The sequence below is a fragment of the Streptomyces sp. NPDC093111 genome, assembly GCF_040683955.1.
In the GTDB taxonomy this organism is placed as follows: domain Bacteria; phylum Actinomycetota; class Actinomycetes; order Streptomycetales; family Streptomycetaceae; genus Streptomyces.
Genome location: NZ_JBFBNW010000013.1, coordinates 224,866 through 248,640 on the forward strand (window position 1 = coordinate 224,866; position 23,775 = coordinate 248,640).

The window sequence follows — 23,775 nt, forward strand, 5'->3', positions numbered from 1 at the left end:
CCCCGACCGGGCCCGACTCGACCCGGTCCGGCCCGGTCCGGCCCTGTCCGGCCCTGCTCGGACCTGTCCAGTCCTGCTCAGCCCTCGCCCTCGCCGGCCCTCGCCGGCCCTCACCCTGCTACCCGGAAGCGCCTCACGGCACACATCGAGCGGCGGGGCGGTCCGGCGTGGCAGAGTTGCCGCCATGTGCGGTCGTTACGCCTCCTCCCGTGGTCCTCAGGACCTGACCCGGCTCTTCGACGTCACCGAGTGGCGCCCCGAGGAGACGCTCGCGCCCAGTTGGAACGTCGCCCCCACCGACCCCGTCTACGCGGTCCTCGAACGCGCCGCGCGCGAGGAGGACGGCGGGGAGGTCCGGCGGGAGCTGCGGGCGCTGAAGTGGGGCCTGGTGCCGTCGTGGGCGAAGGACCCGAAGGCCGGGGCGCGGATGATCAACGCGCGGGTGGAGACCGTGCACGAGAAGCCCGCCTACCGGCGCGCCTTCGCCAAGCGGCGCTGTCTGCTCCCGGCCGACGGCTTCTACGAATGGGACCCCGTCACGGACGAGACGACCGGCAAGGTTCGCAAGCAGCCGTACTTCATCCGGCCCGCCGACGGCGAGGTGCTGGCGATGGCGGGTCTGTACGAGTTCTGGCGCGACCCCGAGGTCGCCGACGGCGACGACCCGGCCGCCTGGCTGACGACCTGCACGATCATCACCACCGAGGCCACCGACGCGGCGGGCCGCGTGCACCCCCGTATGCCGCTCGCCCTCTCCCCCGACCACTACGACGCGTGGCTCGATCCCCACCACACCGACACGGCCGGTCTCCGCGCCCTGCTCACCCAGCCCGGCGACGGCCGGCTCACCGCCCTGGCGGTCTCCCCCGCCGTCAACAACGTCCGCAACAACGGCCCCCACCTGGTCCACGCGGCCCCCTGACCGGCCGGCGCGCGGGGGCGACCCACCGGCCACGGCGCGGGGCGGCGCTGCCCTCGGCGGCCCCACCCAAGGGCAGTGACGATGCCCTCTTGTCAGCACGTACGCCCCTCCCTACCTTGGTCCAGCGAGTCCTTGGCCCACCGGGTCCACCGGCCCGTGCCGGCCATGTTCCTGTTCCTCAGCGCACGACAGACATATGGAGGCGTCACATGCCCGTAGCCGTGCCGGACGTTCTGGAAGTCGACGGATTCCGCGACGCGGGTCCGTTGGAGATCGACGACGAGACGCTCGCGTTCGAGGACGACGACCGCAGCGACCGCGAGTACTCGGCGTGTCTCGCCGACCCCTGGGTGACCGCCACCACCCGCTTCGCCTGTGATCTGAACTCGTAACGGTGGCCGTTTCCATCGCCGGCCGCATCGGTGGGGCCGATGACACGTGGACGTATCTGACCGATCCGCGGATGCCGGCGATGGAACACGGCTGGAAACTGCACGTCTCGGCGCGTCCCGGCGACCTCGACGCCGTGGTCCGGCTCGTCCTGCCGGTGCTGGAGCGGCACGTCTGTCACGCGAAGTTCGCGCGTGACCCCGAGACGCTGCGCCGGCTCAACTCCGGGGTGGTGAGCGCCGGAGCCGTCGGCAAGGCGATCACCGTGTACCCCATGGACGGGACCGTGGTCGAGGTCGCCCGGGAACTCGCCGCCGTCCTGCGGGACCGGGAAGGTCCGCGGGTCGTCAGCGACCGGCGGGTCGACCCGAGGGCTCCGGTCTACTACCGCTACGGCCCGTTCACGGGCGAGTACCGGACCGGCCGGAGCGGGCGGCTCGAATCCGTCATGACCGGGCCGGACGGCCGGATCTTCGACGGCCTGGCCGTCGGCCGCTACCGGTGCCCGCCGTGGGCGGAGGATCCCTTCCCCGTCGGCGACGGACGCGCCGCGGAGACGTCCGCGTCCGGCTTCGGCGGCGGACGCTACACGGTCACCGCCGGCATCGCCCGTTCGGCCCGGGGCAACGTCTACCGCGCCGTCGACCGCACGCACGGGCTCCCCGTGGTCGTCAAGCAGGCGCGGGCCTTCGTCGGGGAGGACGAGGCCGGTACGGACGGCCGTCACCGGCTCCGCAACGAGCGCGTGGTCCTCACCGCGCTCGACGGCGTCGCGGGGGTGCCCCGCGCGCTGGACTACTTCGCCCACCAGACGGACGAGTACCTGGTGATGAGCAGTTGCGGCGACCGGGACCTGCGCAGGGAGGTGCTGCGCGACGGCCCCTTTCGGGACGACGGCGCCCGGCCGGCGCGCGCCCTGTCCGTCCTCGCCGCCCGGCTCCTGCGGGTCCTGGACGCGATCCACCGCCGGAAGGTGGTCGTCCGCGACCTCAAGCCCGACAACGTCGTGCTCGACGACGCGGGCGCCGGCCACTGCCACCTGATCGACTTCGGCATCAGCGAGTGGAACGGTGACGGTCCGGGAGGCGCGACCCCCGGATACAGCGAACCGATGCTGCGCGCGGCCGGACCGGCCACGCCGGCCGACGACCACTACTCCCTCGGCGCGACCCTGTTCTTCGCCGCCACCGGCATGGACCCGGTGATCGTCGACACCGACCACGAGGTCAACCGGGACCGGACCCTGGCCTGCCTGGCCTGGGCGCTGCCCGGGCCCGCCCACCGGCGGATCCGGGCGACGATCACCGGTCTCCTCGACGGCGACCCGGCCGTACGGACCGCCGCCGCCGACCGTCTGCGCACCGGCGCCGACGGCACCGCGCACCGGCCCGCGCGCCCGCGGATCGACGGCGACCTGCTGGCCGAGGTCATCGAGCACACCACCACGTACTGCGTCGGCGAAGCCCAGGCGATCGTGGACCCGGAACGGGCCGCGCGGCTGAACGTCCCCACCTCGCTCGACGTGTACGGCGGCGGCTCGGGGCTCGGACTGGAACTCCTCCGGCACGCGGACCGGCCCCCGGTGCGGGCGGCCGTCACCGCCTTGGCGCGGTGGACGGCGGACCAGTCCAGGAGCCTGTCGCCCGCCTTCTACACGGGGCGTACCGGCGTCGAACTCTTCCTCGCGGAGGCGGGGTTGGACGCGGGGACGGGGGCGGTGTCGTCCTCCGGTGCGGGGGCGGGCGTGGGCGCCGGCTCCCCGGTGCGGGCCGGGGATCCCGGTCTCCCGGACCGCGCGCCGGACGGCGGCCCCCCTGAGGCGGACCTGATAGCGGGCGCCGCCGGTATCGGTCTCGGGCGGCTACTGCTCGCCCGGCTCGCGCTCCGGTCCGGTGACCGGCCCGCGGCGGACCGGCACCTCGCCGTCGCCGCCGCCTGCGAGCGGATGCTGGCGTCGGGAACGGCCCGCCTCACACCGGCCGGTCCGGACACGGCCGGCAGCGCCGCGCTCCGCGAGGGCCTCGCGCACGGTGAGGCGGGGGTGGTCTGCTTCCTGCTCGAATACGGCGCCGTGACCGGGGATCCCGACGCGATCGGCCGCGCCGAGAAGGCCGCCGCCCGCCTGGCCGGCGTGACCCCGGACCTCATCGCGGCGGCCGCCGCGCCGGGGGCGACCCGCCGGTACGGCTCGTGGTGCCGGGGCCTGGCCGGCATCGGGAGCGTGCTCCTTCGGGCCGCCGAACGGCTCGACGAGCCCCGGTACCTCGACCTGGCCCAGCGGTCCGCGCGCGCCTGCGCCGCACTGGCGCCGCGGATGCCGTTGGTCACGCAGTGCTGCGGACTGGCCGGAGTCGGCGACCTGATGGTGGACGTCGCGGAGGCGACCGGGGCCGAGGAGTTCCGGGAGGCGGCCGAGACCGTCGCCGTGCTCGTCCTGAGCCGCAGCGGCGGCACGTGGTCGCGGCCCGTGTTCCCGGACACCGGTCTCGCCCGGGCGAGCGCCACCTGGGCCGGTGGCTCCGCGGGCGTGCTGGCCTTCTTCAGGCGGCTGCACGCCGGGGGCGGCCCGCGGCTCGGCCTCCTCGTCTGACCCGCGCCCTCAAGCGGCGCGGCCGAGGCGCTCCCTCGGGGTCGCCCCGTGCGGGCGCACCGCCCGGGGGACGAGGCCGCGCACGCCCGCGGCCAGCGCCCAGAGCAGGACCGGGAACGCGGCGACCCGTTCCATGCCGCCCATGCCGAGTCCGAGGTAGTGGTGGGAGAGGAACAGCCCGAGGGCCGTGATCGCCACGACTCCCAGCAGGCCGGTGCCCCATCGCAGGGCGGCCGGTGTGCGGTCCGCGAGGGCGGCTCCCGCCAGGACCAGGCCGAGGTTGCCGGTCGCCATGATGAGGAGGGCGCCCAGGACGTGCAGGTTCTCGTCGACGTCCGCGGGAGCGAGCCCGACCAGCACGAATCCCAGCCCGGCGCCCGCGAGGAGCAGGCGGGCCACGGCGGCGGTCCGGCCCCCGCGCCACAGGGCACCACCGGTCAGCAGCGTGCCGACGACGAGCAGGACCCCCAGGGTGACGAACGAGCCGTTCATCAGGGCGTGTTCCGGGGAGCAGACGTAGCGCGGCTCGGGCTCCGCCTGCAGGGCGCAGTGGGCGTTTCCCAGGTCGCTGATGTTGTTCCGTGCCCAGCTGTACGGCCTCGCCCAGGCCGACTCCGTCCACACGTGGGCTGCGAAGAACTGCACGACGCCCACCGTCCACGCCGCGTACCCGATCCGGACTCGCATCTGTCCACCTTCCGCTCCGTCGATCCCGATGATCGCGTTGATCCCGTACGGACAGCTGATCATCCGGCGGTGGGCCCGGACACGCCGACGGGCCCCCTGGAGCGGGGTGGGGAGGGCCCTACCTGGGGTCGGCCGACTCGGGCGCCCGCGTGCCCTGTTGGGGATGCGCGGCGCCGTCGGCGGTGCCCAGGCTCGCGAGCAGGCGCAGTCCGTCCTCGGCGGGGGTGCCGGGGGCGGCGGACAGCACGAGGAGTTCCGTGCCGGACTCGTCCGGGAGGGCGAAGTTCTCCTGGTGGAGTTCCAGGAGCCCGACGAGCGGGTGCCGGTACACCTTGCGTCCGTGGGTGCGGGCGCGTACGTCGGCGCGGGCCCAGAGGCGGCGGAAGCGTTCGCTGCCCATGGCCAGTTCGCCGATGAGGGAGGCGAGCCGGGGGTCGTCGGGGTACGTGCCGGCGGCCAGCCGCAGGTGCCCGACCACGTCGAGGGTGCAGACCTCCCACTCCACGTACAGGCCGTGTTCGGCCTCCTCCAGGAAGAGGTTCCGGGCGATGTTGAGGCCCGGCGTCGCGCGGCCGAAGAGGAGTCCGGCGAGGCGGTTCCTGGCGAGGACGTCCAGGCGGTGGTTCATGATCAGCGCGGGTGCGCCGGCGACCAGGTCGAGGACGCGCAGCAGTTCGGGCCGGATCCGCTCGCCCGGTGTCCTGGCGGGGCGGCGGGGCTGGCGGGCGAGCCGGTCGAGGTGTCCGCGCTCGGTCTCGTCGAGGCCGAGGACCCGGGCGAGCGCGTCGAGGACCTGCGCGGACGGCTGGGTCGCGCGGCCCTGTTCGAGGCGCACGTAGTAGTCGACGCTGACTCCGGACAGGTGCGCGACCTCTTCGCGGCGCAGCCCCTCGACCCGGCGGCGGCTGTCGGTGGGGATGCCGACGGACGCCGGAGCAACGCGGGAGCGACGGGTGCGGAGGAAGCCTGCCAGATCGTCCATCTCCCCAGTATGGCTTCGACGTCGGCGTCGAGGGTGGCCCTGCCAGTACCAGGAAGTCCCGTCCTACGGAAGAGGAGCCCCTGAACGGCGGGCGCCGCGGCGGCCAGGATCGGGGCATCCGATACGAAGGAGTTCCCGTGAAGACGCTGATCGTCCACGCCCACCCGGAGCCCGAGTCGCTCAACGGCTCGCTGAAGGACCTCGCGGTGTCCACACTGGAGGCCGCCGGGCACGAGGTGCGGGTGAGTGATCTGTACGCGATGAGGTGGAAGGCGGTCGTGGACGCCGAGGACTACGGCTCGCACGCCTCCAGTCCGCTGCGGGTCGCCCTGGACTCGGGCCGGGCCTTCGAGGCCGGGGCGCTCACCGAGGACGTCCGCGCCGAGCAGGAGAAGCTGCTGTGGGCCGACACGATCATCTTCCAGTTCCCGCTGTGGTGGTACTCGATGCCCGCGATCCTCAAGGGCTGGGTGGACCGGGTGTTCACCTACCGCTTCGCGTACGGCGTGGGCGAGCACAGCGACACCCGGTACGGCGAGCGCTTCGGCGAGGGCACGCTCGCGGGCAGGCGGGCCCTGCTGTCGGTGACCGTGGGCGGACCCGACTCGCACTACTCCGCCCGTGGGATCAACGGGCCCATCGACGACCTGCTGTTCCCGATCCATCACGGTGTCCTCTACTACCCGGGCATCGAGGTGCTGCCGCCGTTCGTGCTGCACGCCGTCGACCGGCTGGGCGTCGAGGAGTACCCGGCGGTCGCCGAGGCGTGGCGGGAGCGCCTGCTCACGCTGGAGTCCACCGAGCCGATCGCGTTCCGCCGGCAGAACTTCGGCGACTACGAGATTCCCTCGCTGCGCCTGAAGGAGGGTCTGGAGCCCGCGGGCCGTACGGGTTTCGGGCTGCACGTGCGCGGCTGACCGCGGACGCCGGACCTCACCGGGCGGCGTGGGCGGCGTGCCAGGTGAGGTATCCGCCGTCGAGGTTGCGGACCCGGTGGCCGTGCTGGGTCAGGAGGCGGGCGGCGGTGTGGCCGCGGACGCCGACCTGGCAGTAGACGATCACCGGGCGGTCCGTGGGGAGTTCGTGCGCGCGGGCGCGGAGTTCGTCGACGGGGATGTTGCGGGCGCCGGGCACGGCGCCGGCCTCGTGTTCGGCGGGGGTGCGGACGTCGACGAGGACGGCCCCTTCGGTCAGGGCCGCGTCGAGCTGGTGCCACTGGACGGTGTCGGTGGTGCCGGTGGCCAGGTTGTCGGCGACGTGGCCGAGCATGTTGACGGGGTCCTTGGCCGATCCGTACGGGGGCGCGTAGGCGAGTTCGAGGTCGGCGAGTTCGGGGGCGGTCAGCCCGCCCCGGATGGCGGTGGCCAGGACGTCGATGCGCTTGTCGGCCCCTTCGGCGCCGACGGCCTGGGCGCCGAGGATGCGCTGGGTGCCGGGGTCGACGAGGAGCTTGAGGGCCAGCGGGCGGGCGCCGGGGTAGTAGCCGGCGTGGGAGGCCGGGTGGATGTGGAGGGCCCGGTGGGGGCGCCCGGCGGCGGCGAGGCGCTTCTCGTTCCAGCCGGTGGAGGCCGCCGTCAGGCCGAAGACCTTGGCGACGGCGGTGCCGATCGCGGGGGCGCTGCGGACGGGGCGGCCGGTGAGGGCGTCGGCGACGAGGCGGCCGTGGCGGTTGGCCAGGTTGGCGAGCGGGACGAGGGTGGCGTCGCCGGTGAGGTGGTCGGGCTTCTCGGCGGCGTCGCCGACGGCGTGGACGCGGGGGTCGCTGGTGCGCTGGCGGGCGTCGACGGCGATGCCGCCGCGCGCTCCGATGGTCAGGCCGGCGGCGCGGGCGAGGGTGGTGTCGGGGCGGACGCCGATGGCGAGGACGACGAGGTCGGCGGGCAGGGTGGTGCCGTCGGAGAGTTCGACGTCGTGCGGCAGCACCTTGGTGACCTGGGTGCCGAGGCGGACGTCGACGCCGTGGGCGGTGAGCTCGGCGGCGAGCGGTCCGGCCATCTCGGGGTCGAGGGGCGGCAGGATCTGGCGGCCGAGTTCGACGAGGGCCACGTCCAGGCCACGCAGGCGCAGGTTCTCGGCGACCTCGACGCCGATGAAGCCGCCCCCGATGACGACGGCCGTACGGGCACCCGGGGCGCTCGCGGCGTCCGGGGAGCTCGCGGCGTCCGGGGAGCTCGCGGCGTCCGGGGAGCTCGCGGCGTCCGCGCCGTCGCGGGGGCCCGGGGCCGTTGCCGCGACGGCGGCGTTGATCCGGTCCGTGTCGGTGACGTCCCGCAGGGTCATCGCCCGTTCGATCCCCGGTACGTCCGGGACGACGGGGCACGCACCGGGGCTCAGGACCAGGTGGTCGTAGCCCTCGACGTAGGTGCCGCCGCCGTCCCGTACCGTCACGGTCCGGGCGGCCGGGTCCACGGCGAGCACCTCGTGGCCGGTCCGTACGTCGAGGGCGAAGCGGGCGTGCAGGGACGCGGGGGTCTGGAGGAGGAGCGCGTCGCGGTCCTCGATGACGCCGCCGAGGTGGTACGGGAGGCCGCAGTTCGCGTACGAGACGTGCGGGCCCTTCTCCAGGACCACGATCTCGGCCCGCTCGTCCAGCCGCCGCAACCGTGCCGCCGTCGACATACCGCCCGCGACCCCACCAACGATGACGACCTTCACGTCGTCCTCCTCATGCTCGACAACACCCGTTCCTTATACCCCCCAGGGTATGGAGGGGTGGGTGGGTCGGCGCAGAGTCCAAGGTCCTCGCCCACGCGGCCGAACGGCCCCTCCGCGCCGCCGGTGGGACCCCGCGCAAGCCGGTGAATCCTTTTCCGCCCCCGCCGCCTCTTGTGGGTGCACCGGCCGAAGGGGCCGGCGGAACCAGGAGGAACACCCATGATGGTCATCGGTCTCGTCGCGGTCGCGGCCCTGCTCGTGGGCGCGTGCGGCTGGCACCTGCTGCGGCGCTACAAGAGCCGCGGCTGATCAGCGCCCACCGCACGGAACGCCTTGTGATTGCGAGTAGCCCGCCCATGAACCATCGCCTCAGCTGGCCCGACGAACGCCTGATCCGGGCCGCCCAGGACGGCGACGTCCCGTCGCTGACCACCGTCGTGCTGCGGTCGCAGCCGCATGTGCGCAGGTTCGCCCTGTCGCTGTGCGCCTCCCCGCAGGACGCCGAGGACGCGGCGCAGGAGGCGCTGATCATCCTGTACCGGAAGATCGGCACCCTGCGGGCGACCGGGGCGCTCGCCTCGTGGATGTTCCGGATCGTGCGCAACGAATGCCTCCGGCAGGTCCGGCTGCTGGCGGCGACCCGGCGCGCCGGCCGGCCGGACGAGCCCGGCACCGAGGAGGACGGGGGCACGGACGCGGAGCCGTCGGCCGAGGAGGCGGTGCTGCGCCGGCTGGAGGCCGAACGGATCGCGGCCGCCGTCAGCGCGCTCCCCCGCGACCAGCGGCAGGTCCTCGTCATGCGCGACGTCCAGGGCCTGCCGGGCAGGACGGTCGCCGACGCGCTCGGCCTGAGCACCGCCGCGATGAAGTCGCGGCTGCACCGGGCCCGTACCGCACTGCGTGACGCCCTGGAGACGCCTGGCGGGGACGCCCGGCCCGCCCCCGATGAGACCACCGGACCAGCCCCAGCCGAAGGAGACCCGTCGTGAAGACCGCCCCTCCCCCGCACACCACCGAGGCCGGTGTCCCCGCAGCGCCCCCGCCGCGTCCGACGGACTTCGCCAGTGCGTCCGTCCCCCGCCACCTGGCGCGCGGCGCCGTCGGCTTCGGGCTGATCATCGGCTCGATCGCCGCGGTGCCGGCCGTCGGACCGGTGGCTCTGCTCGCGGCCCCGCTGGCCCTGATCGCCTTCCGCGGCTGCCCGACCTGCTGGGCCGTCGGACTCGCCCAGACCATCTCCCGGGGGCGTCTGGAACGCCGGTGCGCGGACGGCGTCTGCACCCTCGCCCGGCCACGGGCGGAGGCCGGGAAGGGAGCCGCCGGCTCGTGACGGACGCGCGGAGCGCACGGAGCACAGGGGCACCCCGCCCGCTCCGTGCGCTTCGTGTGTTCCGTGCCCCGGTCACAGGCCCAGGACGCGGACGGCGTTCTCCTTGAGGATCAGGGAGCGGGCCTCCGGCTTGAGGGCGAGGGCGTCGAAGTCGGCGAGCCAGCGGTCGGGGGTGACGACCGGGAAGTCCGAGCCGAAGAGGACCTTGTGCCGGAGGAAGGAGCCGGCCGCCTTGACGAGCTGCGGCGGGAAGTACTTCGGGGACCAGCCCGACAGGTCGATGTACACGTTGGACTTGTGGGTGGCGATGGAGATCGCCTCGTCCTGCCAGGGCACCGACGGATGCGCCAGGACGATCGTCAGGCCGGGGAAGTCGGCGGCGACGTCGTCCAGGAGCATCGGGTCGGAGTAGCGCAGCTTGATGCCCCGGCCGCCGGGCAGGCCCGCGCCGATGCCGGTCTGCCCGGTGTGGAAGAGGGCGGGGACGCCGAGTTCCTGGAGGGCCTCGTAGAGGGGGTAGTGCTCGGGGGCGTTCGGCGCGAACGCCTGGAGGCTGGGGTGGAACTTGAAGCCGCGGACCCCGTGGTCCCGGACGAGCGCGCGGGCGCGGGCGACGGCGTCCGGGCGGTGCGGGTCGACCGAGCCGAACGGGACGAGGACGTCCGGGTGGGCGGCCGCCGCCTCCGCGATCTCCTCGCTGGACAGGGCCGGGTGGCCCAGGCCCGTGGTGGCGTCCACCGTGAAGATCACGGCGGCCATCCGGCGCTCCCGGTAGTGGGCGGCGATCGCCTCCACGGTCGGGGTGCGGTCCTGACCCGCCTTGAAGTAGGCGGCCGAGGCGTCCATCAGCTCGGCGTCGAGTGCGAGGTGGCCGTGGGCGTCCTGCTCCACGTGGACGTGGAAGTCGATCGCGGTCAGGTCGGCGGGGTTCATCGGGGTGCTCACAGGTGGTCGGTCCGCTTCTTCGCGTCGAGGAGGAGGGTCAGGAGGGTGTCGCGGGCGGCGACCAGCTCGGCCTCGGGCGTGCCGGCGAGCTCGTCGGCCACGCCCTCGGTGATCGCGCGCGTCAGTTCGGGCGTGAGGCGCGGTGCGCCGAGGTCGGCCCACCACTCCTCCATGGGCGGGCCGAGGTGCTCCAGTACGTGCGCGATGCCGCCGGGGCCGCCCGACAGGTGCTGGTTGAGGAACGGGCCGAGCAGTGCCCAGCGCAGTCCGGGGCCGTGGGCGATGGCCGCGTCGATGTCGGCGACGCTCGCCGCGCCCCGTTCGACCAGCGAGTACGCCTCGCGCCACAGCGCGGCCTGGAGCCGGTTCGCGACGTGGCCGGGGAGCTCCTGGCGGAGCCGGATGGGGTGGCGTCCGAGGGTGCGGTAGAAGGCCATGGCCGTGTCGACGGCGGCCTCGGAGGTCCGCTCGCCCGGGACGACCTCGACCAGCGGGATCAGGTGGGGCGGGTTGAACGGGTGGCCGACGAGGACCCGTTCGGGGTGGGCCGCGCAGGCCCGCTGGATCCGGGACGGCAGCAGGCCGGACGAACTGCTCGCCAGGACGGTCCCGGGCGGGGCGGCGGCGTCGAGGACGGCGAAGACCTCGTCCTTCAGCTCGGGGCGCTCGGGGCCGTTCTCCTGGACGAAGCCGGCGTCCGCGACGGCCTCGGCGGGGTCCGGGGTGAAGGACAGGCGCTCCTGCGGGCCGGTGACCGCGGCGCGCAGCCGTGCCTCCGCGCCGGGTGCGGGGTCGGTCGCGACGACCTCGTGCCCGTACTCCAGGAAGAGGGTCGTCCAGGAGGCGCCGATGACTCCGGTCCCTACGACGGCGACCTTCATGACCCGCTCCTCTCGCCCGGTGCGGCGTCGTCGGCCCGCTCGGCGGCGGCGTCGGCCGCGCGGTCCGCCGCGTAGGTGACGAAGGGGTCCAGGGAGTGCGGGTCGGCGAGGACGTCGGTGCTGGCGACCGCGTCGGGGCGGGCGCCGAGGAGGATCCGTTTGACCGGGACCTCCAGTTTCTTGCCGGTCCGGTTGCGCGGGATGGCGGGCACCCGCTCGATGACGTCCGGGACGTGCCGCGGCGACAGCGCCGAGCGCAGCGTGCGCGCGATGCGCGTGCGGAGGGCGTCGTCCAGCTCCTCGGGTCCGGCGACGAAGAGCAGCAGTTCCCCGTTGCCGCCCTCGGGGTCCTCGAGGTGGACGACGAGGCTGTCGTCGACCTCCGGCAGGTCCTCGACGACCGCGTAGAACTCGGCGGTGCCGAGCCGGACCCCGCCGCGGTTGAGGGTGGCGTCGGAGCGGCCGGCGACGACGCAGTGGCCCTCGGGCGCGAAGCGCACCCAGTCGCCGTGCCGCCACACGCCGGGGTACTCCTCGAAGTACGCGGCCCGGTAGCGGGAGCCGTCGGTGTCGCCCCAGAAGCCGACGGGCATCGACGGCATCGGCTCGGTGATCACCAGATCGCCCAGTTCGCCGACCACCTGCCGGCCCTCGCTGTCGTACGCGTAGGCGGCGACGCCCAGGCAGGGGCCGGAGATCTCGCCGGCGCGCACGGTCTGGAGCGGGCCGCCCTGGAGGATGCCGGTGCACACGTCGGTGCCTCCGCAGCCGACGTTGAGGAGCACCCGGTCGCCGAACTGCTCGGCCACCCAGCGGAATCCGTCGGCGGCGAGGGGGCTGCCCGCCGCGCCGAGCTGCCGCAGCCGGGACAGGTCGAACTCCTCGGCGGGACCGATCCCGGCCTTGCGGCAGGCCATCAGGTAGCCGGGGCTCACGCCCATCAGGGTCGCCCCGGTGTCCGCCGCGATCCGCCACTGTTCCCGCAGGTCCGGGTGGACCGGGTTGCCGTCGATCATGACGACGGAGGCGCGGACGAGCAGCGCGGAGACGAGGGTGTTCCACAGCATCCAGGCGGTGGTGCTGAACCAGAGCATCCGGTCGCCGGGCTTCAGGTCCCAGCTGAGCGCGTTGTTCTTCAGGTGCTCCAGGAGGATGCCGCCGTGCCGGTGCACGATCGCCTTGGGGACGCCGGTGGTGCCGGAGGAGAAGAGCACGAACAGGGGGTGGTCGAACGGCACGGCCTCGAAGGCGAGTTCGGGCCGGTCCTTCGCCCCCTCCGGTGCCGCGAGCAGGTCCGTCCAGGAGAGCGCGTCGGGCAGGGTGTTCCCGCCGTACGGGACGTGGACGACGTGTTCCACGGTGGGGAGTTTCGCGGCGATCTCCGCGACCTCGGTGCGGCGGTCGATGTCGCGCTCCCCGTAGCGGTAGCCGGCGACGGTGAGCAGCACCTTGGGTTCGAGCTGGGCGAAGCGGTCGACGACGCTGCGGGAGCCGAACTCCGGTGCGCAGGCCGCCCAGACGGCGCCGATGCTCGCGGTGGCGAGGAAGGCCACCAGGGTCTCGGGGATGTTCGGCAGGTACGCGACGACCCGGTCGCCCTTGCCGACGCCGAGGCGCAGCAGTCCGGCGCGGGCCCGGGCGACCTGCTCGCGGAGTTCGCCGAAGGTCAGCTCGACCGGCGCCCGGGTCTGGGAGCGGGCGACGACCGCGACGGCGTCGAGGTCCTCGTCGCGGCCGAGGGCGTGCTCGGCGTAGTTGAGGGTCGCGCCGGGGAACCACTCGGTGTCCGGCATGGACCTGCGGCCGAGGGGGGCCGTGGGCGGGGTGTGCGGGCGGACGTCGAAGAACTCCCAGACCGACGACCAGAACCCGGCGAGGTCGGTGACGGACCACTGCCACAGGCTCGCGTAGTCCGGGAAGTCCAGCTGCCGCTCGGACTCCAGCCAGCGGAGGAAGCGCCCGATCTCCGTGTCGTCCCGGACGGTGGGGCCGGGGGTGCTGAGGATCTCGTTCATCGGGCGGCCCTTCCGGCGGCGGCCTGTGCGGCGGAGGTCTCGGCCGGCGCGTCGGCGTCGCCACGGGTGGCGGCCACCTTGGCGGCGCGGCCGTCCAGGAACGCCCGCATCCTCGCCTGGGCGTCGGCGCTGCCGGCCGCGACGGCCGACATGAGGGATTCGAGCAGCAGGCCGCCGGCCGGTGCGGCCTCGGCGATCCTGGGGAGCGCCTGGAGGACGGCGAAGTTGGTCAGGGGCGCGTTGGCCGCGATGCGCGCGGCGAGTTCCAGGGCCTTGGCGCGGGCCCCGCCCTCGGCGGTCAGGTACTGCGAGAGGCCGGCGGCCTGGCCCTCGGCGGCGTCGAGGACGCGGCCGGTGAGCATCATGTCGGCCATCCGGTGCGCGCCGATCAGGCGCGGGAGGCGGACCGAGCCGCCGCCGCCGACGAAGAGTCCGCGCTGCCCTTCGGGGAGGGCGTAGAAGGTGGTCGGGTCGGCCACGCGGAGGTGCGCGGCGGCGGCCAGCTCCAGGCCGCCGCCGATGACCGCGCCCTTGAGGGCGGCGACCACGGGGACCCGGCCGCCTTCCAGGGTGTCGAAGACGCGGTGCCACATGAGCGAGTGCTCCAGGGCCTCCTCGGTGGAGCGCTCGGTCAGCTCGCCGAGGTCGAGTCCGGCCGAGAAGTGGTCGCCCTCGGCGTCCAGGACGACGGCCCGCACGTCGGGGCCGGGCTTGCGGAAGAACTCCTCGATGCGCAGCACCGTGGCGTCGTCGAGGGCGTTGCGCTTGGCCGGACGGCGGAGCGTCAGGAGCGCCACTCCGTCGCGCCGGTCAATGGAAAGCGTGCTCAAGGGAAGGCTCCTCAATCATCAGGAATCCTGAGTATCGAAGGACGAGCCGCCGCCGAGCAAGGGGGGTGAGCTAGAATTTTCGACAGGATTCCTGACGATGGGGATTCGACAGGATTCCTGATACTGGGGAGGGTGAGTGGAGGACGTCGCTCCGCCGTCGCTGCTGTACTCGGTGAAGCAGGTCGAGCTGGCCACCCGGGCCCGGCTCGACGAGCTGCTCAAGCCCTCCGGCGTCACCGCCCTGCAGTACACGGCGCTGACCGTGCTCGAACGCCGGGACGGCATGTCCGCGGCCGAGCTCGCCCGCAACTCCTTCGTCACACCCCAGTCCATGTCCGACCTGGTCGGTGCGCTGGAGCGGCGCGGCCTCATCACCCGGTCCCCCGACCCGGTGAGCCGCCGCCGCCACGTCATCGGCCTCACCGACGCGGGACGCGCCCTCCTCGCCCTCCACGCCCCGGCCGTCCGCGCGTTGGAGGACGCGATGCTGAAGGGCTTCACCACCCGCGAGCGCACGGCCTTCCGGGACTACCTCAACCGGGCCCGCGCGGCGCTCGGGTAGCACGCCGCGCGGAGCCCACCGCCTACCGGCTCGGCGTGCTGTCGCGGACCACGCGTTCCGCCGGGAGCAGCAGCCCCCGGGTCGCGGTCGTGCCGCGGTCCTCGACGGCGTTGATCAGGCGGTCGAGGAGGGCCTGAGCGATGGCGGGCAGCGGCAGCCGGACGCTGGTGAGGGTGGGCTGGAGCAGGGTGCACAGCGGCATGTCGTTGAAGCCGGTGACGGCGACGTCGGTGCCGACGGTCAGGCCGGCGGCGCGGATGGCCTGATAGGCGGGCAGGGCCAGCCAGTCGCTCGCGCAGACCAGGGCGGTGGGACGGTCCGGGCCGGCCAGCAGCCGCTGGAGCGCCTGGGAGAGGGCGGCCGGGTCGTCGTCCGGGACGCCGACCTCGAAGGCGCCGTCGGGGGCGGCCGCCGCGGCCTGGAGCAGGCCGGCCCGGCGGTCGGCCAGCCAGGGCAGGGACGCCGCGGAGTTCACGTAGCAGATCCTGCGGTGGCCCTGGCCGAGGAGGAGGCCCACCAGGTCCGCGGTGGCGGCGGCGGAGTCGATGTCCACCCAGTTCTGCGGGCGTCCGGGCGCCGTGCGGCCGAAGGCGACGAACGGGAAGCCGGCCTCGGCGAGCACGTCGACCCGAGGGTCGTCGTGGACGACGTCGGAGAGGACGAACCCGTCGACCTGGCGGGCGGCGATCAGCCCGTGGAAGGACTTGGCGACGGCCCCGGCGCCCTGTTGGGGGTCGCAGCGGAACAGCAGGACGCGGTGCCCGACGGCGTCGGCGGCGCTGACGAGGGCCTGGAGGAAGCCGCCCATCAGCGGGTTGGGGTCGGCCGGGTTGTCGGCGGGCGCGGGATAGCCGATGACCTTGCGGGTGCCGGTGCGCAGGCTGCGGGCCGACTGGTCGGGCTGGTAGCCGAGTTCCTCGATGGCGGCGGTGACCCGCGCGAGCGTGGTCGCGCGCAGCCGGTGGGGGGCGTTGAGGGCGTTCGAGACGGTCTGGCGGGAGACGCCCGCCGTGCGGGCGACGTCCTCGATGGTCACCTGTGGAGCGGTCATCGTTCCTCTGTGGGGGCAGGGTGGCCGGTGGTCCGGGGCGGCGCCGGGCGCCGCCCCGGACCACCGTCGTTCAGTCCTCGCGGGTCAGGGTGAGCAGTCCGCCGGTCGGCACGGTCACCGGGTTCACCCCGGCGACGAGGTCGAGCGCCGTCTCGGACAGGATCTCACCACGGCAGTCCTGGACGAGGACGAGGGCCCGTTCCGGCCGGGCGGCGGTGAGGAGCACCACGGGATCGCTGTCGGCGTTGGCGACGAGCAGCGTCGCCGGGGCCTCCCCCGCGCCCCGGTCCGGGAGCGTCACGGGCAGCGGCGCGTAGCGCGCGACCACGGTCGTGCGGGGGTCGTGGGCGCGGATCAGGGGGTAGCCCAGGTCGGGTCGGGCCGGTTCCAGGGCACCCAGCTGAAGCACGTCGGCGTACCGGCGGAAGACGCCGAGCCAGAAGCGCAGGGCGGCGAGCTGGTCCGGGGTCTGGGCGCCGAGGTCGACGGAGATCTGCGGGACCGAGAACAGCGCGTTGACGAGGTGCACCGCCACCGCCTCGGGCGTCTCCGCGGAATGCCACATGATCATGTCGGCGTGGACGGCGAGCGGACCCGCCACGAGCCGGCAGTCGACGGTCCGCTGGCGGTTCTCGGCGGGGCTCAGCGGGCAGTCGGTGGCCCGGACCATGGTGGCGTACGGCCAGAGGCCGGGGCCCACGTACGGCTGGCGGTGCTCGACGATCACGTCGGGCTTGGCGCGGCGCAGCCGGGCGTCGAGATCGGCGACGAGCCGGCGTACGCCGTCGTGGACGGTGTCGTGATCGGCGCCGGCGGGGGCGGGCGGGGGTTCGGCGACGGCGAAGAGGTCGAGGAAGTCCAGCTTCACGCCGTCCATGTCCCACTCCTCGACGGCACGGGCGATCTTGTCGATCAGGTAGCCGCGGACCTCGGGGTGCCGGGGGTCGAGGACGGCCGCGTCCAGCCGGGGCGTCTCCCGGAGGATCAGGCCCTTGAACCGGTCCCATGCCTCGTTGTGGCGCCCGATGAACGGCACCGCGTACCAGAGGAGGTAGGCGAGGCCGAGGCGCCGCACCCCGGCGACGTGGCCGGCCGGGTCGGGGAAGGCGGTCGTGTTCATGTCCCAGTCGCCGCAGTGCCCGTAGCCGCGGGTACGGTCGGCGGTCTGCCAGCCGTCGTCGACGATGACGCTGCCGCAGCCGACGGCCGCCGCCAGCGCCGCCTGCCGCTCGACGGTGCCGGCGTCGACGTTCTGGTGGAGGCTGTACCAGGTGGAGTACGCGGGCGTCCGCGCGGCGGGCGCGACCCCGGGGTGGTCCGGGCCCTCGGCCGCCCACCAGTCGGTGACGGCCCGCAGGGTGCCGGCGAAGTGCCGGCCGCTGAGGTCGATCCGGACGCGCAACGGGGGCCCGTCCGGGGTGAGTTCCTGCTCGAAGGTGAACGCGAACTCACCGCTCTCCTCCACCACGCCGGCCCCGACCCGTACGGGCGCGGTCGTCTCGCCCGCCGCGGCGGTGCACAGGGCGCGGTCCTCGGTGCCGACCAGGCTGGCGACCGGAGCGCCCAGGGCGAGCGAGACGGTGCGCGGGGCGCTCCAGGAGGGCGGGAGCCAGCGGGTGGCGCTCGTGTCGGGGGTCCAGTAGGCGACGGCTCCGACGCAGGGCACCCGCCATTCGGCGCGGACGGTGACCGCTTCCGTCGCGGTGACCTCGACGAGCGCCACACCGTCGGCGACCGGGCTGACGGCCGCCTGCCAGCCGTCGCCGCCGAGTCCGGTGAGGTGGACGGTGAGCGGGGCGCCGGTGGAGTGGAGCAGGGCGGTGGGGAGGTTGCGGTGGACGGCGGGGCGGGCGGTGCCGGAGGCGTCCTCCGCGGGCGTGTTCGGCCGCCAGGCCGGCACGGGCTGGGCGGTGGCGGCGTCCGGCGAGGCGGTGGCCGGGGCGGTGCCGGCCGGGGTGACGGGATCCGGGGTGGCGGCGTCCGGGGTGGTGGTCACGGTGGTCACTCCTTGGTCGCGCCGGCCAGCAGGCCGGAGATGAACTGGCGCTGCAGGACGAGGAAGAGGGCCATCACGGGGATGGCGGCGAGGGCGCCGGCGAGCAGGACCTGCGCGTAGTTCGTGGTCGAGAGGCCCTGCAGGGTGGCGGTGGCCACGGGCAGCGTGTGCATCTCGGGGCTGCGCAGCGCGATCAGCGGCCAGACGAACTGGTTCCAGCCGCCGAGGAAGACGAACAGCGCGAGCGCCGCGATGACCGGCCGGTTGACCGGGATGACGATCCGCCACAGCACCCGCAGCTCGCCCGCCCCGTCGACTCGGGCCGCGTCGAGGAGTTCGTCGGGCATGGAGCGCAGCGCCTGCCGCATCAGGAAGATGCCGAAGGGGGTGACCAGGCCGGGCAGGATGACGGACGGGTACGAGTCGATCAGGCCCAGGTCCATCATCATCTGGAAGATCGGGATCAGCATCACCGTGTCGGGGATGACCAGGGTGCTGAGCAGCAGGACGAAGAACAGGTTCCGTCCCCGGAACTCGAACTTAGCGAAGGCGTAGCCGGCCAGTACCGACACGACGACCGCGCCGACGGTCTGGAGCCCCGCCACGACGAGGCTGTTGATCAGGACGCGGGTCAGGCCGATGGAGTCCTGGAGGCCCTGGAGGTTGTCCAGGAGGTGGCCGCCGGGCAGCAGCTTGGGCGGCCAGGAGAACACGTCCCTGTCGTCCTGGGTGGCGGCCATGGCGAGCCAGTAGAACGGGCCGACGCAGAGCCCGAAGGCGCCCGCGAGGAGGACGGTGAGCAGCGGGGCGCGCGACTTCATCGGCGTTCTCCCATCAGGCGGACCTGGAGGACGCCGAGCACGGACACGATCAGCGCGAGGGCGTAGGCGAGGGCCGAGGCGTAGCCGAAGTCGAAGTACTTGAAGCCGTTGTCGTAGAGGTACATGGTGACCGTCAGGGTGGCGTTGTCGGGGCCGCCGCCGGTGAGGACGTACGGCTCGTCGAAGAGCTGGAGGGTGCCGATGGTCGAGAGCACGACCGTGAGCAGGAGGATCGGCCGCAGCTGGGGAAGGGTGATGGAGAGGAAACGCCGGACCGGTCCGGCGCCGTCGACCATGGCCGCCTCGTACAGCTCCTTGGGGATGCCCTGGAGGCCGGCGAGGTACAGCACCGCGTTGTAGCCGGTGTAGTGCCAGCTGAGGACGAGGACGACGCCGATGCGGGCCCAGAAGGAGCTGCCGAGCCAGTCGACCGGGTCGATGCCGAACAGGGAGAGGACCCAGTTCAGCAGTCCGGCGTCGCGGTTGAGGATCACGGAGAACATCACGCCGGTGGCGACCAGGCCGGTCAGGGACGGGATGAAGACGCCGAGCCGCCACAGCGGGCGCAGCCACACCTTGGAGTGGTTGAGGCCGAGCGCGACGAGCAGGGCGAGGCCGAGCATCAGCGGGACCTGGACGACGAGGATCAGCGCGGTGTTCCTGAGCGCCGTCCAGAAGAGCGGATCCTCCAGGAGGCGCCGGTAGTTGGCGAGTCCGGCGAAGCGCTGGGAGTCGCCGTTGCCGGTGGTGAGACTGATCCAGAACGAGGCGGCGATCGGGTACGCCTTGAAGACGGCGAAGCCCAGGACGGCGGGCATGACCAGGACGTACGGGATGGAGCCGCGGGTCAGCAGCCGGCGCCGGCCGGCGGGCCGGGCGGAGCCGGCGCGCGGGCGTCGGCGGGTGGGGGCGGGTGCCGCGCGCCGTCGGCCGTCGGGGCCTTCGGCAGCGGCGTCCCCGGTGGCTCGGAGGCGTTCGGGCGGGGCGAGGGACATGGTCAGGCCGCCAGCTTCCGGCCGGTCTGGCGGGCGAGCTGCTCGGCCGCCGCCTTCAGCACGGTGGCCGGGTCGGCGCCCTTGAGCAGCACCTGCGTCTGGGCGTCGGTGGCGAACTTCATGGCCCGGCTGTAGTCGCCGGTGAAGTTGGTGGGCGCCGCCCCCGAGTCGAGCGAGGTGACGAAGGAGCGCAGCACCTGCTGGCCGCCGTAGAAGGGGTGCGGGGCGCTGAACCTCGGGTCGTCGTACGCCTTCTTGAGGGCCGGGAAGACGCCGCCCGAGGTGAACATGCGGTTGATCTCGACCGGCTTGGTGAGCGCGTACTCGATGAACCGCCAGGCGGCCTTGCGGCGCTTGCTGGTGGCGGAGACGGCCAGGTAGGTGGAGTTGACGATGGCGCTGCGCCCTCCCCCGGGGACGGCGGCGGGCGGCTGCATCACGCGCCACTTGCCGCTCTGCGCGGGGAACTTGCCGGCCAGGTACTCGACGGCCCAGGCGGGATCGGGCGCGGTGGCCAGCTTCCCCTGGCCGACCAGCCGCTTCCAGGTGCCCTCGCCGGCGATGTCGGAGACGAGGCCGGCGTCGTTGAGCCGCTTGATGACCGTGAGGGCCTCGACCGCGGGCCGGGAGGCGAGGGTGACCCGGCCTTCGGCGTCGAAGTAGAAGGCGCCCTGGAGCTGCATCAGGTTCTGGAAGAAGTCCACGTCCTGGTTGGAGCCGGGCTTGTCGAGCCCGAGCAGCCGGGCGCCGGTGGCGGCGCGGATCTTCGGCCCGGCGGCGATCAGGTCGTCCCAGCTGGTGATCGAGGCGGGGTCGACGCCGGCCTTCTCGAAGTAGTCGTGCCGGTAGAAGAGACCGAGCGGGTTGACCTCCCAGGGGAGGGCGTGGGCGGCTCTGTCCTTGCCCACGACGGTCGGCCACAGGCCCTCGGCGAAGGCGTCCTTGTGCCGGTCGGCCCCCAGCCGGGACAGGTCGGCGAGACCCTGCGGGAACTTCTCCAGGTAGCCGGGCAGGTAGTCGACGCCGATGTGCAGGACGTCGGCGAGGCCCTTGCCGCCCGAGGCGAGACCGACGGTGATCTTGTCCCAGATGGCGGGGTTGCCGAGGTCCTGGACGTCGACCTTGATGCCGGGGTTGTCGCGCTCGAAGGACGGGACGACGCCGCGCAGCGCCTCGGCCGCGGTGGTCCAGCTCCAGACCGTGATCGGCCCGCTGTCCCCGTCGGCCCCACCGGCGCCACCGCCCGAACCGCCGCTGCCACAGGCGGTCAGGCCGAGTCCGGCGGCGGATGCGGTGGCGAGCTGGAGTATCCGGCGGCGGGTCAGGGGGTGGGCGTGGTGGGACATGTCGGCTCCTGGCTACGGGGGTGGGTGTGGGTGGTGGGGATGTGGCTCGTGGGCACGTGATTTGCGGGGACATGGCTCGTGGGCACATGGCCCGTGGGCACGTGGTTCGCGGGGACATGGCCCGTGGGGACATCGCTCGTGGAGATGTGGCTGGCGGGGATGTGGCTCGCGGGCACATGGCCCGTGGCCACATGGCCCGTGGCCACATGGCCCGTGGGGACGTCGCTCGCGGGGATGTGGCTCCCGCGCCGGGTGAGGGCGCCCAGCGCGTCGGCGAACAGCTTCGTCGCGGCGGGTGTCGTGGTGGCGTGGGGCGACAGCCGGATCCACTCGCCGCGGCGCGTGGTGGTCACGCCCGCCGTTTCGAGGGCGAGGTGGACGGCGGCGGGGTCGTGGCCGGGGAGACGGAAGGTGCCGATGCCGGCCCGCTCCCGCTCCCCCAGTCCGTCCAGCAGGACATCCGCGCCCGCCCTCCGCGCACGGTCGAGGAGTTCGGCGAGGGTGGCGCGGATCCGGGCGCCGAGCACCGCGGGACCGCCCTGGGCGAGCAGCGTGTCCACGGCGGCGCCGAGGGCGGCGGCGGCCGGGAAGTCCGGGTTGGTGGCGAGGTGCGCGGCGGCCCCGGGCAGCGGCGGTGCCGGATGACGGTCCGCGAAGGGCTCCGTGACGCCGGCCCAGCCGCCGAGCCCGGGCGTGAGCCGCTCGGCGCACCGGTCGCGGATCATCAGCAGGGCGGCTCCCCAGCCGGCCCGCAGCCACTTCTGACCGCCGCCGACGAGGATGTCGGCGGCGTCCGCGTCGAGGGGCACGGCGCCGAGTCCCTGGATCGCGTCGACGATCAGCAGGCGGTCCGGCCCGAGGACCTCCTTGAGGGCGGCGAGCGGCGCCAGGTGTCCGGTGAGCGAGTCGACAGCACTGACGGCGAGGGCGGTGACGTCGGGGGTGAGGTTCCGGCGCAGGAGGTCGGGCGTGATGTGCCGCTGCCCGTCCGGGTCGACGAACCGCACGCCGAGGCCGCCGCGGCCGGCGAAGCGGAGCCAGGGATAGACGTTCGCGGGGAACTCGTCCCGGGGCACCAGCACGGTTCCGGGTCCGCGCAGGGCGGCGGCGGCGGTGAAGAGGCCGTTGCTGGTGGACGGGGCGAGGGCGATCTCGTGGGGGCGGGCGTCGAGGAGCCGGGCCGCCGAGGCGCGGGCGGCGTCGCTGAGGGCGAAGAGCCCGTCGATGTCGCCGGGCCCGCATCGGCCGGCCACCGCGACGGCGTCGGCGAGCGCGGAGGCGGACTCGGGGGTGAGGGGGCCGACCCGCGCGTAGTCGAGGTAGCCGACCGGCGGGCCGCCTCGTGGCCGACGAATTTGATCGTTCAAAATTTGCCCCTCAAGAAGCCAGGGTCATGGCATCCCTGGAATTTGAAGGTTCACATTAGAGAGACGAAGGCGCCCCGACAAGAGGTCGGGCGACAGGTTTCGGCGAGAGCGCGGAATGCCCGCGCGCCGCCCGTGCGACGCGCGCGGGGCCGAACCCCCCGTGTCCGGCCCCGCGCGGCGGCCAGGGCCCGTCCGGCCGATCATGCGCGAAGCCGGCCGACGAGGGCCGCAGCGGTCGCGGGTCCCGAGGGCGTGCCGTGCGCCACCGATGCCGAAGCGCCCCCGGCGAGCGGCCTGTTGCAGCCGCACCCGCCCGCGGGCCGACGCCGCGCGTACGGGGCGCAATCAGGACGAGTCTACGCGCGGAGAATTAAACATGCGCCCAAAGCGGACGACATCCGCGCCAGGGGCTACCCGCCGGTATCTCCGCCCTGCTAGAAGTGTCGCGTTCAACCAACTCACCCCCCACACTCTGGATTTGAGGCTGATCGCCATGCTCTGGCGAAGAATCGCGCTGTCCGCGTCCACCGCGCTCGCCATGGCCGCCACGGCCCTCGGAATCGCCCAGCCGGCCAGCGCCGCCGGCCACCGCTACGTGGCTCTCGGCGACTCGTACTCCTCCGGCGTGGGCGCCGGCAGCTACCTCTCGGACAGCGGCGGCTGCCGTCGCAGCACCAACTCGTACCCCTACCTGTGGGCAGCGGCCAACTCCCCCGCCTCGTTCTCCTCCACCGCGTGCTCCGGCGCGACCACCGGAACCGTCCGCAGCGGCCAGCTCGGCCCCCTGAACTCGACCACGACCCTCGTCAGCGTCACAGCGGGCGGCAACGACGTCGGGTTCGCGGACATCATGCAGACATGCGTGCTCAACAGCGAGGCCACCTGCGTCGCGGCCGTCAACACCGCCATCACGAAGATGAACGGCTCGCTTCCCGGGGGCCTCTCCGCCCTCTACGGGGACATCCGCAGCCGCGCACCCCAGGCGCGCGTGGTGGTCCTCGGGTACCCCAGGTTCTACAAGCTGTCCGGAAGCTGCATCGCCGGACTCAGCGAGACCGAGCGAGCGGCGATCAACCGGGGTTCCGACACCCTGAACGGTGTGCTGGCGAAGCAGGCGGCGAACGCGGGATTCACCTTCTCCAGTGTCGTCGACGAGTTCACCGGCCACGAGATCTGTTCCGCGGACTCCTGGCTGCACAGCCTGTCCATTCCAGTCTACGACTCCTACCACCCCAAGGCCGCCGGACAGTCGGGCGGATACCTGCCCGCCTTCCGTTCCGCCGTCTGACCCCTGCCCGCGGTTGCCGACCGGCACCCTGGACCAGGCCGCGGCAGAAAGCCCGGCGACTCGGGGACCGGGACGATCCGTGCGACGCGACGCGACGCGACGTCGCCGAGGCGGACCGGCCC

At 73.8% G+C, this 23,775-nt stretch carries 21 protein-coding genes; 8 read left to right on the top strand and 13 right to left on the bottom strand.

All coding sequences use genetic code 11. From position 1 onward, the window contains the following. Window positions 1-184 precede the first annotated feature (184 nt). From AB0Q96_RS24000 to lanL, 3 genes are all read left to right on the top strand, one after another. On the top strand, window positions 185-922 hold the full coding sequence (locus AB0Q96_RS24000) for an SOS response-associated peptidase (protein ID WP_365328682.1): 738 nt from the start codon (window positions 185-187) through the stop codon (window positions 920-922). Window positions 923-1,131: 209 nt separating this feature from the next. After that, the gene (locus tag AB0Q96_RS24005) at window positions 1,132-1,314 is read left to right on the top strand and encodes an SflA family class IV lanthipeptide (RefSeq protein ID WP_365328684.1); all 183 of its coding nucleotides are present in this window, start codon (window positions 1,132-1,134) and stop codon (window positions 1,312-1,314) included. 2 nt (window positions 1,315-1,316) lie between these two features. Beyond that, window positions 1,317-3,902 (top strand): class IV lanthionine synthetase LanL, encoded by a 2,586-nt coding sequence (lanL, locus tag AB0Q96_RS24010; protein WP_365328686.1) that lies wholly within the window; start codon window positions 1,317-1,319, stop codon window positions 3,900-3,902. Between the two features lie 9 nt (window positions 3,903-3,911). On the opposite strand, the gene AB0Q96_RS24015 is transcribed toward lanL, so the two are convergent. Both AB0Q96_RS24015 and AB0Q96_RS24020 read right to left on the bottom strand, forming a co-directional pair. Further along, window positions 3,912-4,589: a DUF998 domain-containing protein gene (locus tag AB0Q96_RS24015; protein ID WP_365328688.1), complete on the bottom strand. Its 678-nt coding sequence runs from the start codon at window positions 4,587-4,589 to the stop codon at window positions 3,912-3,914. Window positions 4,590-4,707: 118 nt separating this feature from the next. After that, entirely contained in the window at window positions 4,708-5,571 is an 864-nt protein-coding gene (locus tag AB0Q96_RS24020; protein ID WP_365328690.1) for a helix-turn-helix transcriptional regulator, read from the bottom strand. A 137-nt stretch (window positions 5,572-5,708) separates the two neighbouring features. Here AB0Q96_RS24020 and AB0Q96_RS24025 point away from each other — a divergent pair, with 137 nt between their 5' ends. Then, window positions 5,709-6,488, top strand: coding sequence for an NAD(P)H-dependent oxidoreductase (locus AB0Q96_RS24025; RefSeq protein WP_365328692.1), 780 nt, complete (start codon window positions 5,709-5,711; stop codon window positions 6,486-6,488). A 16-nt stretch (window positions 6,489-6,504) separates the two neighbouring features. On the opposite strand, the gene AB0Q96_RS24030 is transcribed toward AB0Q96_RS24025, so the two are convergent. Next, complete coding sequence (locus AB0Q96_RS24030) at window positions 6,505-8,226, bottom strand: FAD-dependent oxidoreductase (RefSeq protein ID WP_365328694.1); 1,722 nt, start codon at window positions 8,224-8,226, stop codon at window positions 6,505-6,507. Between the two features lie 356 nt (window positions 8,227-8,582). On the opposite strand from AB0Q96_RS24030, the gene AB0Q96_RS24035 reads away from it, so the two are divergent. Next, window positions 8,583-9,215, top strand: coding sequence for an RNA polymerase sigma factor (locus tag AB0Q96_RS24035; protein ID WP_365328696.1), 633 nt, complete (start codon window positions 8,583-8,585; stop codon window positions 9,213-9,215). Window positions 9,216-9,310: 95 nt separating this feature from the next. Continuing rightward, the gene (locus tag AB0Q96_RS24040) at window positions 9,311-9,556 is read left to right on the top strand and encodes a hypothetical protein (protein ID WP_365328858.1); all 246 of its coding nucleotides are present in this window, start codon (window positions 9,311-9,313) and stop codon (window positions 9,554-9,556) included. Window positions 9,557-9,628: 72 nt separating this feature from the next. Here AB0Q96_RS24040 and AB0Q96_RS24045 read toward each other — a convergent pair whose 3' ends face one another. The 4 genes from AB0Q96_RS24045 to AB0Q96_RS24060 are packed head-to-tail and all read right to left on the bottom strand — an operon-like array spanning window position 9,629 to window position 14,227. Then, window positions 9,629-10,489, bottom strand: coding sequence for an amidohydrolase family protein (locus AB0Q96_RS24045; RefSeq protein ID WP_365328860.1), 861 nt, complete (start codon window positions 10,487-10,489; stop codon window positions 9,629-9,631). Between the two features lie 8 nt (window positions 10,490-10,497). After that, window positions 10,498-11,382: a 3-hydroxyacyl-CoA dehydrogenase NAD-binding domain-containing protein gene (locus tag AB0Q96_RS24050; protein ID WP_365328698.1), complete on the bottom strand. Its 885-nt coding sequence runs from the start codon at window positions 11,380-11,382 to the stop codon at window positions 10,498-10,500. Continuing rightward, a complete protein-coding gene (locus AB0Q96_RS24055) occupies window positions 11,379-13,397 on the bottom strand; it encodes an acetoacetate--CoA ligase (RefSeq protein ID WP_365328700.1) in 2,019 nt (672 codons plus the stop codon). The genes AB0Q96_RS24050 and AB0Q96_RS24055 overlap by 4 nt, the downstream gene beginning before the upstream one ends. After that, complete coding sequence (locus tag AB0Q96_RS24060) at window positions 13,394-14,227, bottom strand: crotonase/enoyl-CoA hydratase family protein (protein WP_365328702.1); 834 nt, start codon at window positions 14,225-14,227, stop codon at window positions 13,394-13,396. The genes AB0Q96_RS24055 and AB0Q96_RS24060 overlap by 4 nt, the downstream gene beginning before the upstream one ends. Window positions 14,228-14,363: 136 nt before the next feature. On the opposite strand from AB0Q96_RS24060, the gene AB0Q96_RS24065 reads away from it, so the two are divergent. After that, on the top strand, window positions 14,364-14,789 hold the full coding sequence (locus tag AB0Q96_RS24065) for a MarR family transcriptional regulator (RefSeq protein WP_365328704.1): 426 nt from the start codon (window positions 14,364-14,366) through the stop codon (window positions 14,787-14,789). Between the two features lie 22 nt (window positions 14,790-14,811). Here AB0Q96_RS24065 and AB0Q96_RS24070 read toward each other — a convergent pair whose 3' ends face one another. The 6 genes from AB0Q96_RS24070 to AB0Q96_RS24095 all read right to left on the bottom strand — a co-directional run bounded on the left by AB0Q96_RS24070 (window position 14,812) and on the right by AB0Q96_RS24095 (window position 22,365). After that, entirely contained in the window at window positions 14,812-15,840 is a 1,029-nt protein-coding gene (locus AB0Q96_RS24070; protein ID WP_365328706.1) for a LacI family DNA-binding transcriptional regulator, read from the bottom strand. Between the two features lie 70 nt (window positions 15,841-15,910). Beyond that, on the bottom strand, window positions 15,911-17,836 hold the full coding sequence (locus AB0Q96_RS24075; protein ID WP_365328709.1) for an alpha-galactosidase: 1,926 nt from the start codon (window positions 17,834-17,836) through the stop codon (window positions 15,911-15,913). Window positions 17,837-17,841: 5 nt separating this feature from the next. Continuing rightward, entirely contained in the window at window positions 17,842-18,657 is an 816-nt protein-coding gene (locus AB0Q96_RS24080) for a carbohydrate ABC transporter permease (protein ID WP_365328712.1), read from the bottom strand. Continuing rightward, window positions 18,654-19,652 (bottom strand): sugar ABC transporter permease, encoded by a 999-nt coding sequence (locus AB0Q96_RS24085; protein WP_365328714.1) that lies wholly within the window; start codon window positions 19,650-19,652, stop codon window positions 18,654-18,656. The genes AB0Q96_RS24080 and AB0Q96_RS24085 overlap by 4 nt, the downstream gene beginning before the upstream one ends. Before the next feature lie 2 nt (window positions 19,653-19,654). Continuing rightward, window positions 19,655-20,998 carry a sugar ABC transporter substrate-binding protein gene (locus AB0Q96_RS24090; RefSeq protein WP_365328716.1) on the bottom strand — a complete coding sequence of 448 codons (1,344 nt, stop codon included), beginning with the start codon at window positions 20,996-20,998 and terminating at the stop codon, window positions 19,655-19,657. Further along, window positions 20,974-22,365, bottom strand: coding sequence for an aminotransferase class V-fold PLP-dependent enzyme (locus tag AB0Q96_RS24095; protein ID WP_365328718.1), 1,392 nt, complete (start codon window positions 22,363-22,365; stop codon window positions 20,974-20,976). The genes AB0Q96_RS24090 and AB0Q96_RS24095 overlap by 25 nt, the downstream gene beginning before the upstream one ends. A 493-nt stretch (window positions 22,366-22,858) precedes the next feature. Here AB0Q96_RS24095 and AB0Q96_RS24100 point away from each other — a divergent pair, with 493 nt between their 5' ends. Then, window positions 22,859-23,653 (top strand): SGNH/GDSL hydrolase family protein, encoded by a 795-nt coding sequence (locus AB0Q96_RS24100; RefSeq protein ID WP_365328720.1) that lies wholly within the window; start codon window positions 22,859-22,861, stop codon window positions 23,651-23,653. Window positions 23,654-23,775: the final 122 nt, after the last annotated feature.

Bases quoted from the DNA above. Each gene is read 5' to 3' on its own strand.
- AB0Q96_RS24035 (WP_365328696.1), top strand. From the start codon at position 8,583: ATGAACCATCGCCTCAGCTGGCCCGACGAACGCCTGATCCGGGCCGCC.
- AB0Q96_RS24020 (WP_365328690.1), bottom strand. From the start codon at position 5,571: ATGGACGATCTGGCAGGCTTCCTCCGCACCCGTCGCTCCCGCGTTGCT.
- AB0Q96_RS24005 (WP_365328684.1), top strand. From the start codon at position 1,132: ATGCCCGTAGCCGTGCCGGACGTTCTGGAAGTCGACGGATTCCGCGAC.
- AB0Q96_RS24100 (WP_365328720.1), top strand. From the start codon at position 22,859: ATGCTCTGGCGAAGAATCGCGCTGTCCGCGTCCACCGCGCTCGCCATG.
- AB0Q96_RS24070 (WP_365328706.1), bottom strand. From the start codon at position 15,840: ATGACCGCTCCACAGGTGACCATCGAGGACGTCGCCCGCACGGCGGGC.
- AB0Q96_RS24015 (WP_365328688.1), bottom strand. From the start codon at position 4,589: ATGCGAGTCCGGATCGGGTACGCGGCGTGGACGGTGGGCGTCGTGCAG.
- AB0Q96_RS24000 (WP_365328682.1), top strand. From the start codon at position 185: ATGTGCGGTCGTTACGCCTCCTCCCGTGGTCCTCAGGACCTGACCCGG.
- AB0Q96_RS24080 (WP_365328712.1), bottom strand. From the start codon at position 18,657: ATGAAGTCGCGCGCCCCGCTGCTCACCGTCCTCCTCGCGGGCGCCTTC.
- AB0Q96_RS24090 (WP_365328716.1), bottom strand. From the start codon at position 20,998: ATGTCCCACCACGCCCACCCCCTGACCCGCCGCCGGATACTCCAGCTC.
- AB0Q96_RS24085 (WP_365328714.1), bottom strand. From the start codon at position 19,652: ATGTCCCTCGCCCCGCCCGAACGCCTCCGAGCCACCGGGGACGCCGCT.
- AB0Q96_RS24050 (WP_365328698.1), bottom strand. From the start codon at position 11,382: ATGAAGGTCGCCGTCGTAGGGACCGGAGTCATCGGCGCCTCCTGGACG.
- AB0Q96_RS24055 (WP_365328700.1), bottom strand. From the start codon at position 13,397: ATGAACGAGATCCTCAGCACCCCCGGCCCCACCGTCCGGGACGACACG.
- AB0Q96_RS24045 (WP_365328860.1), bottom strand. From the start codon at position 10,489: ATGAACCCCGCCGACCTGACCGCGATCGACTTCCACGTCCACGTGGAG.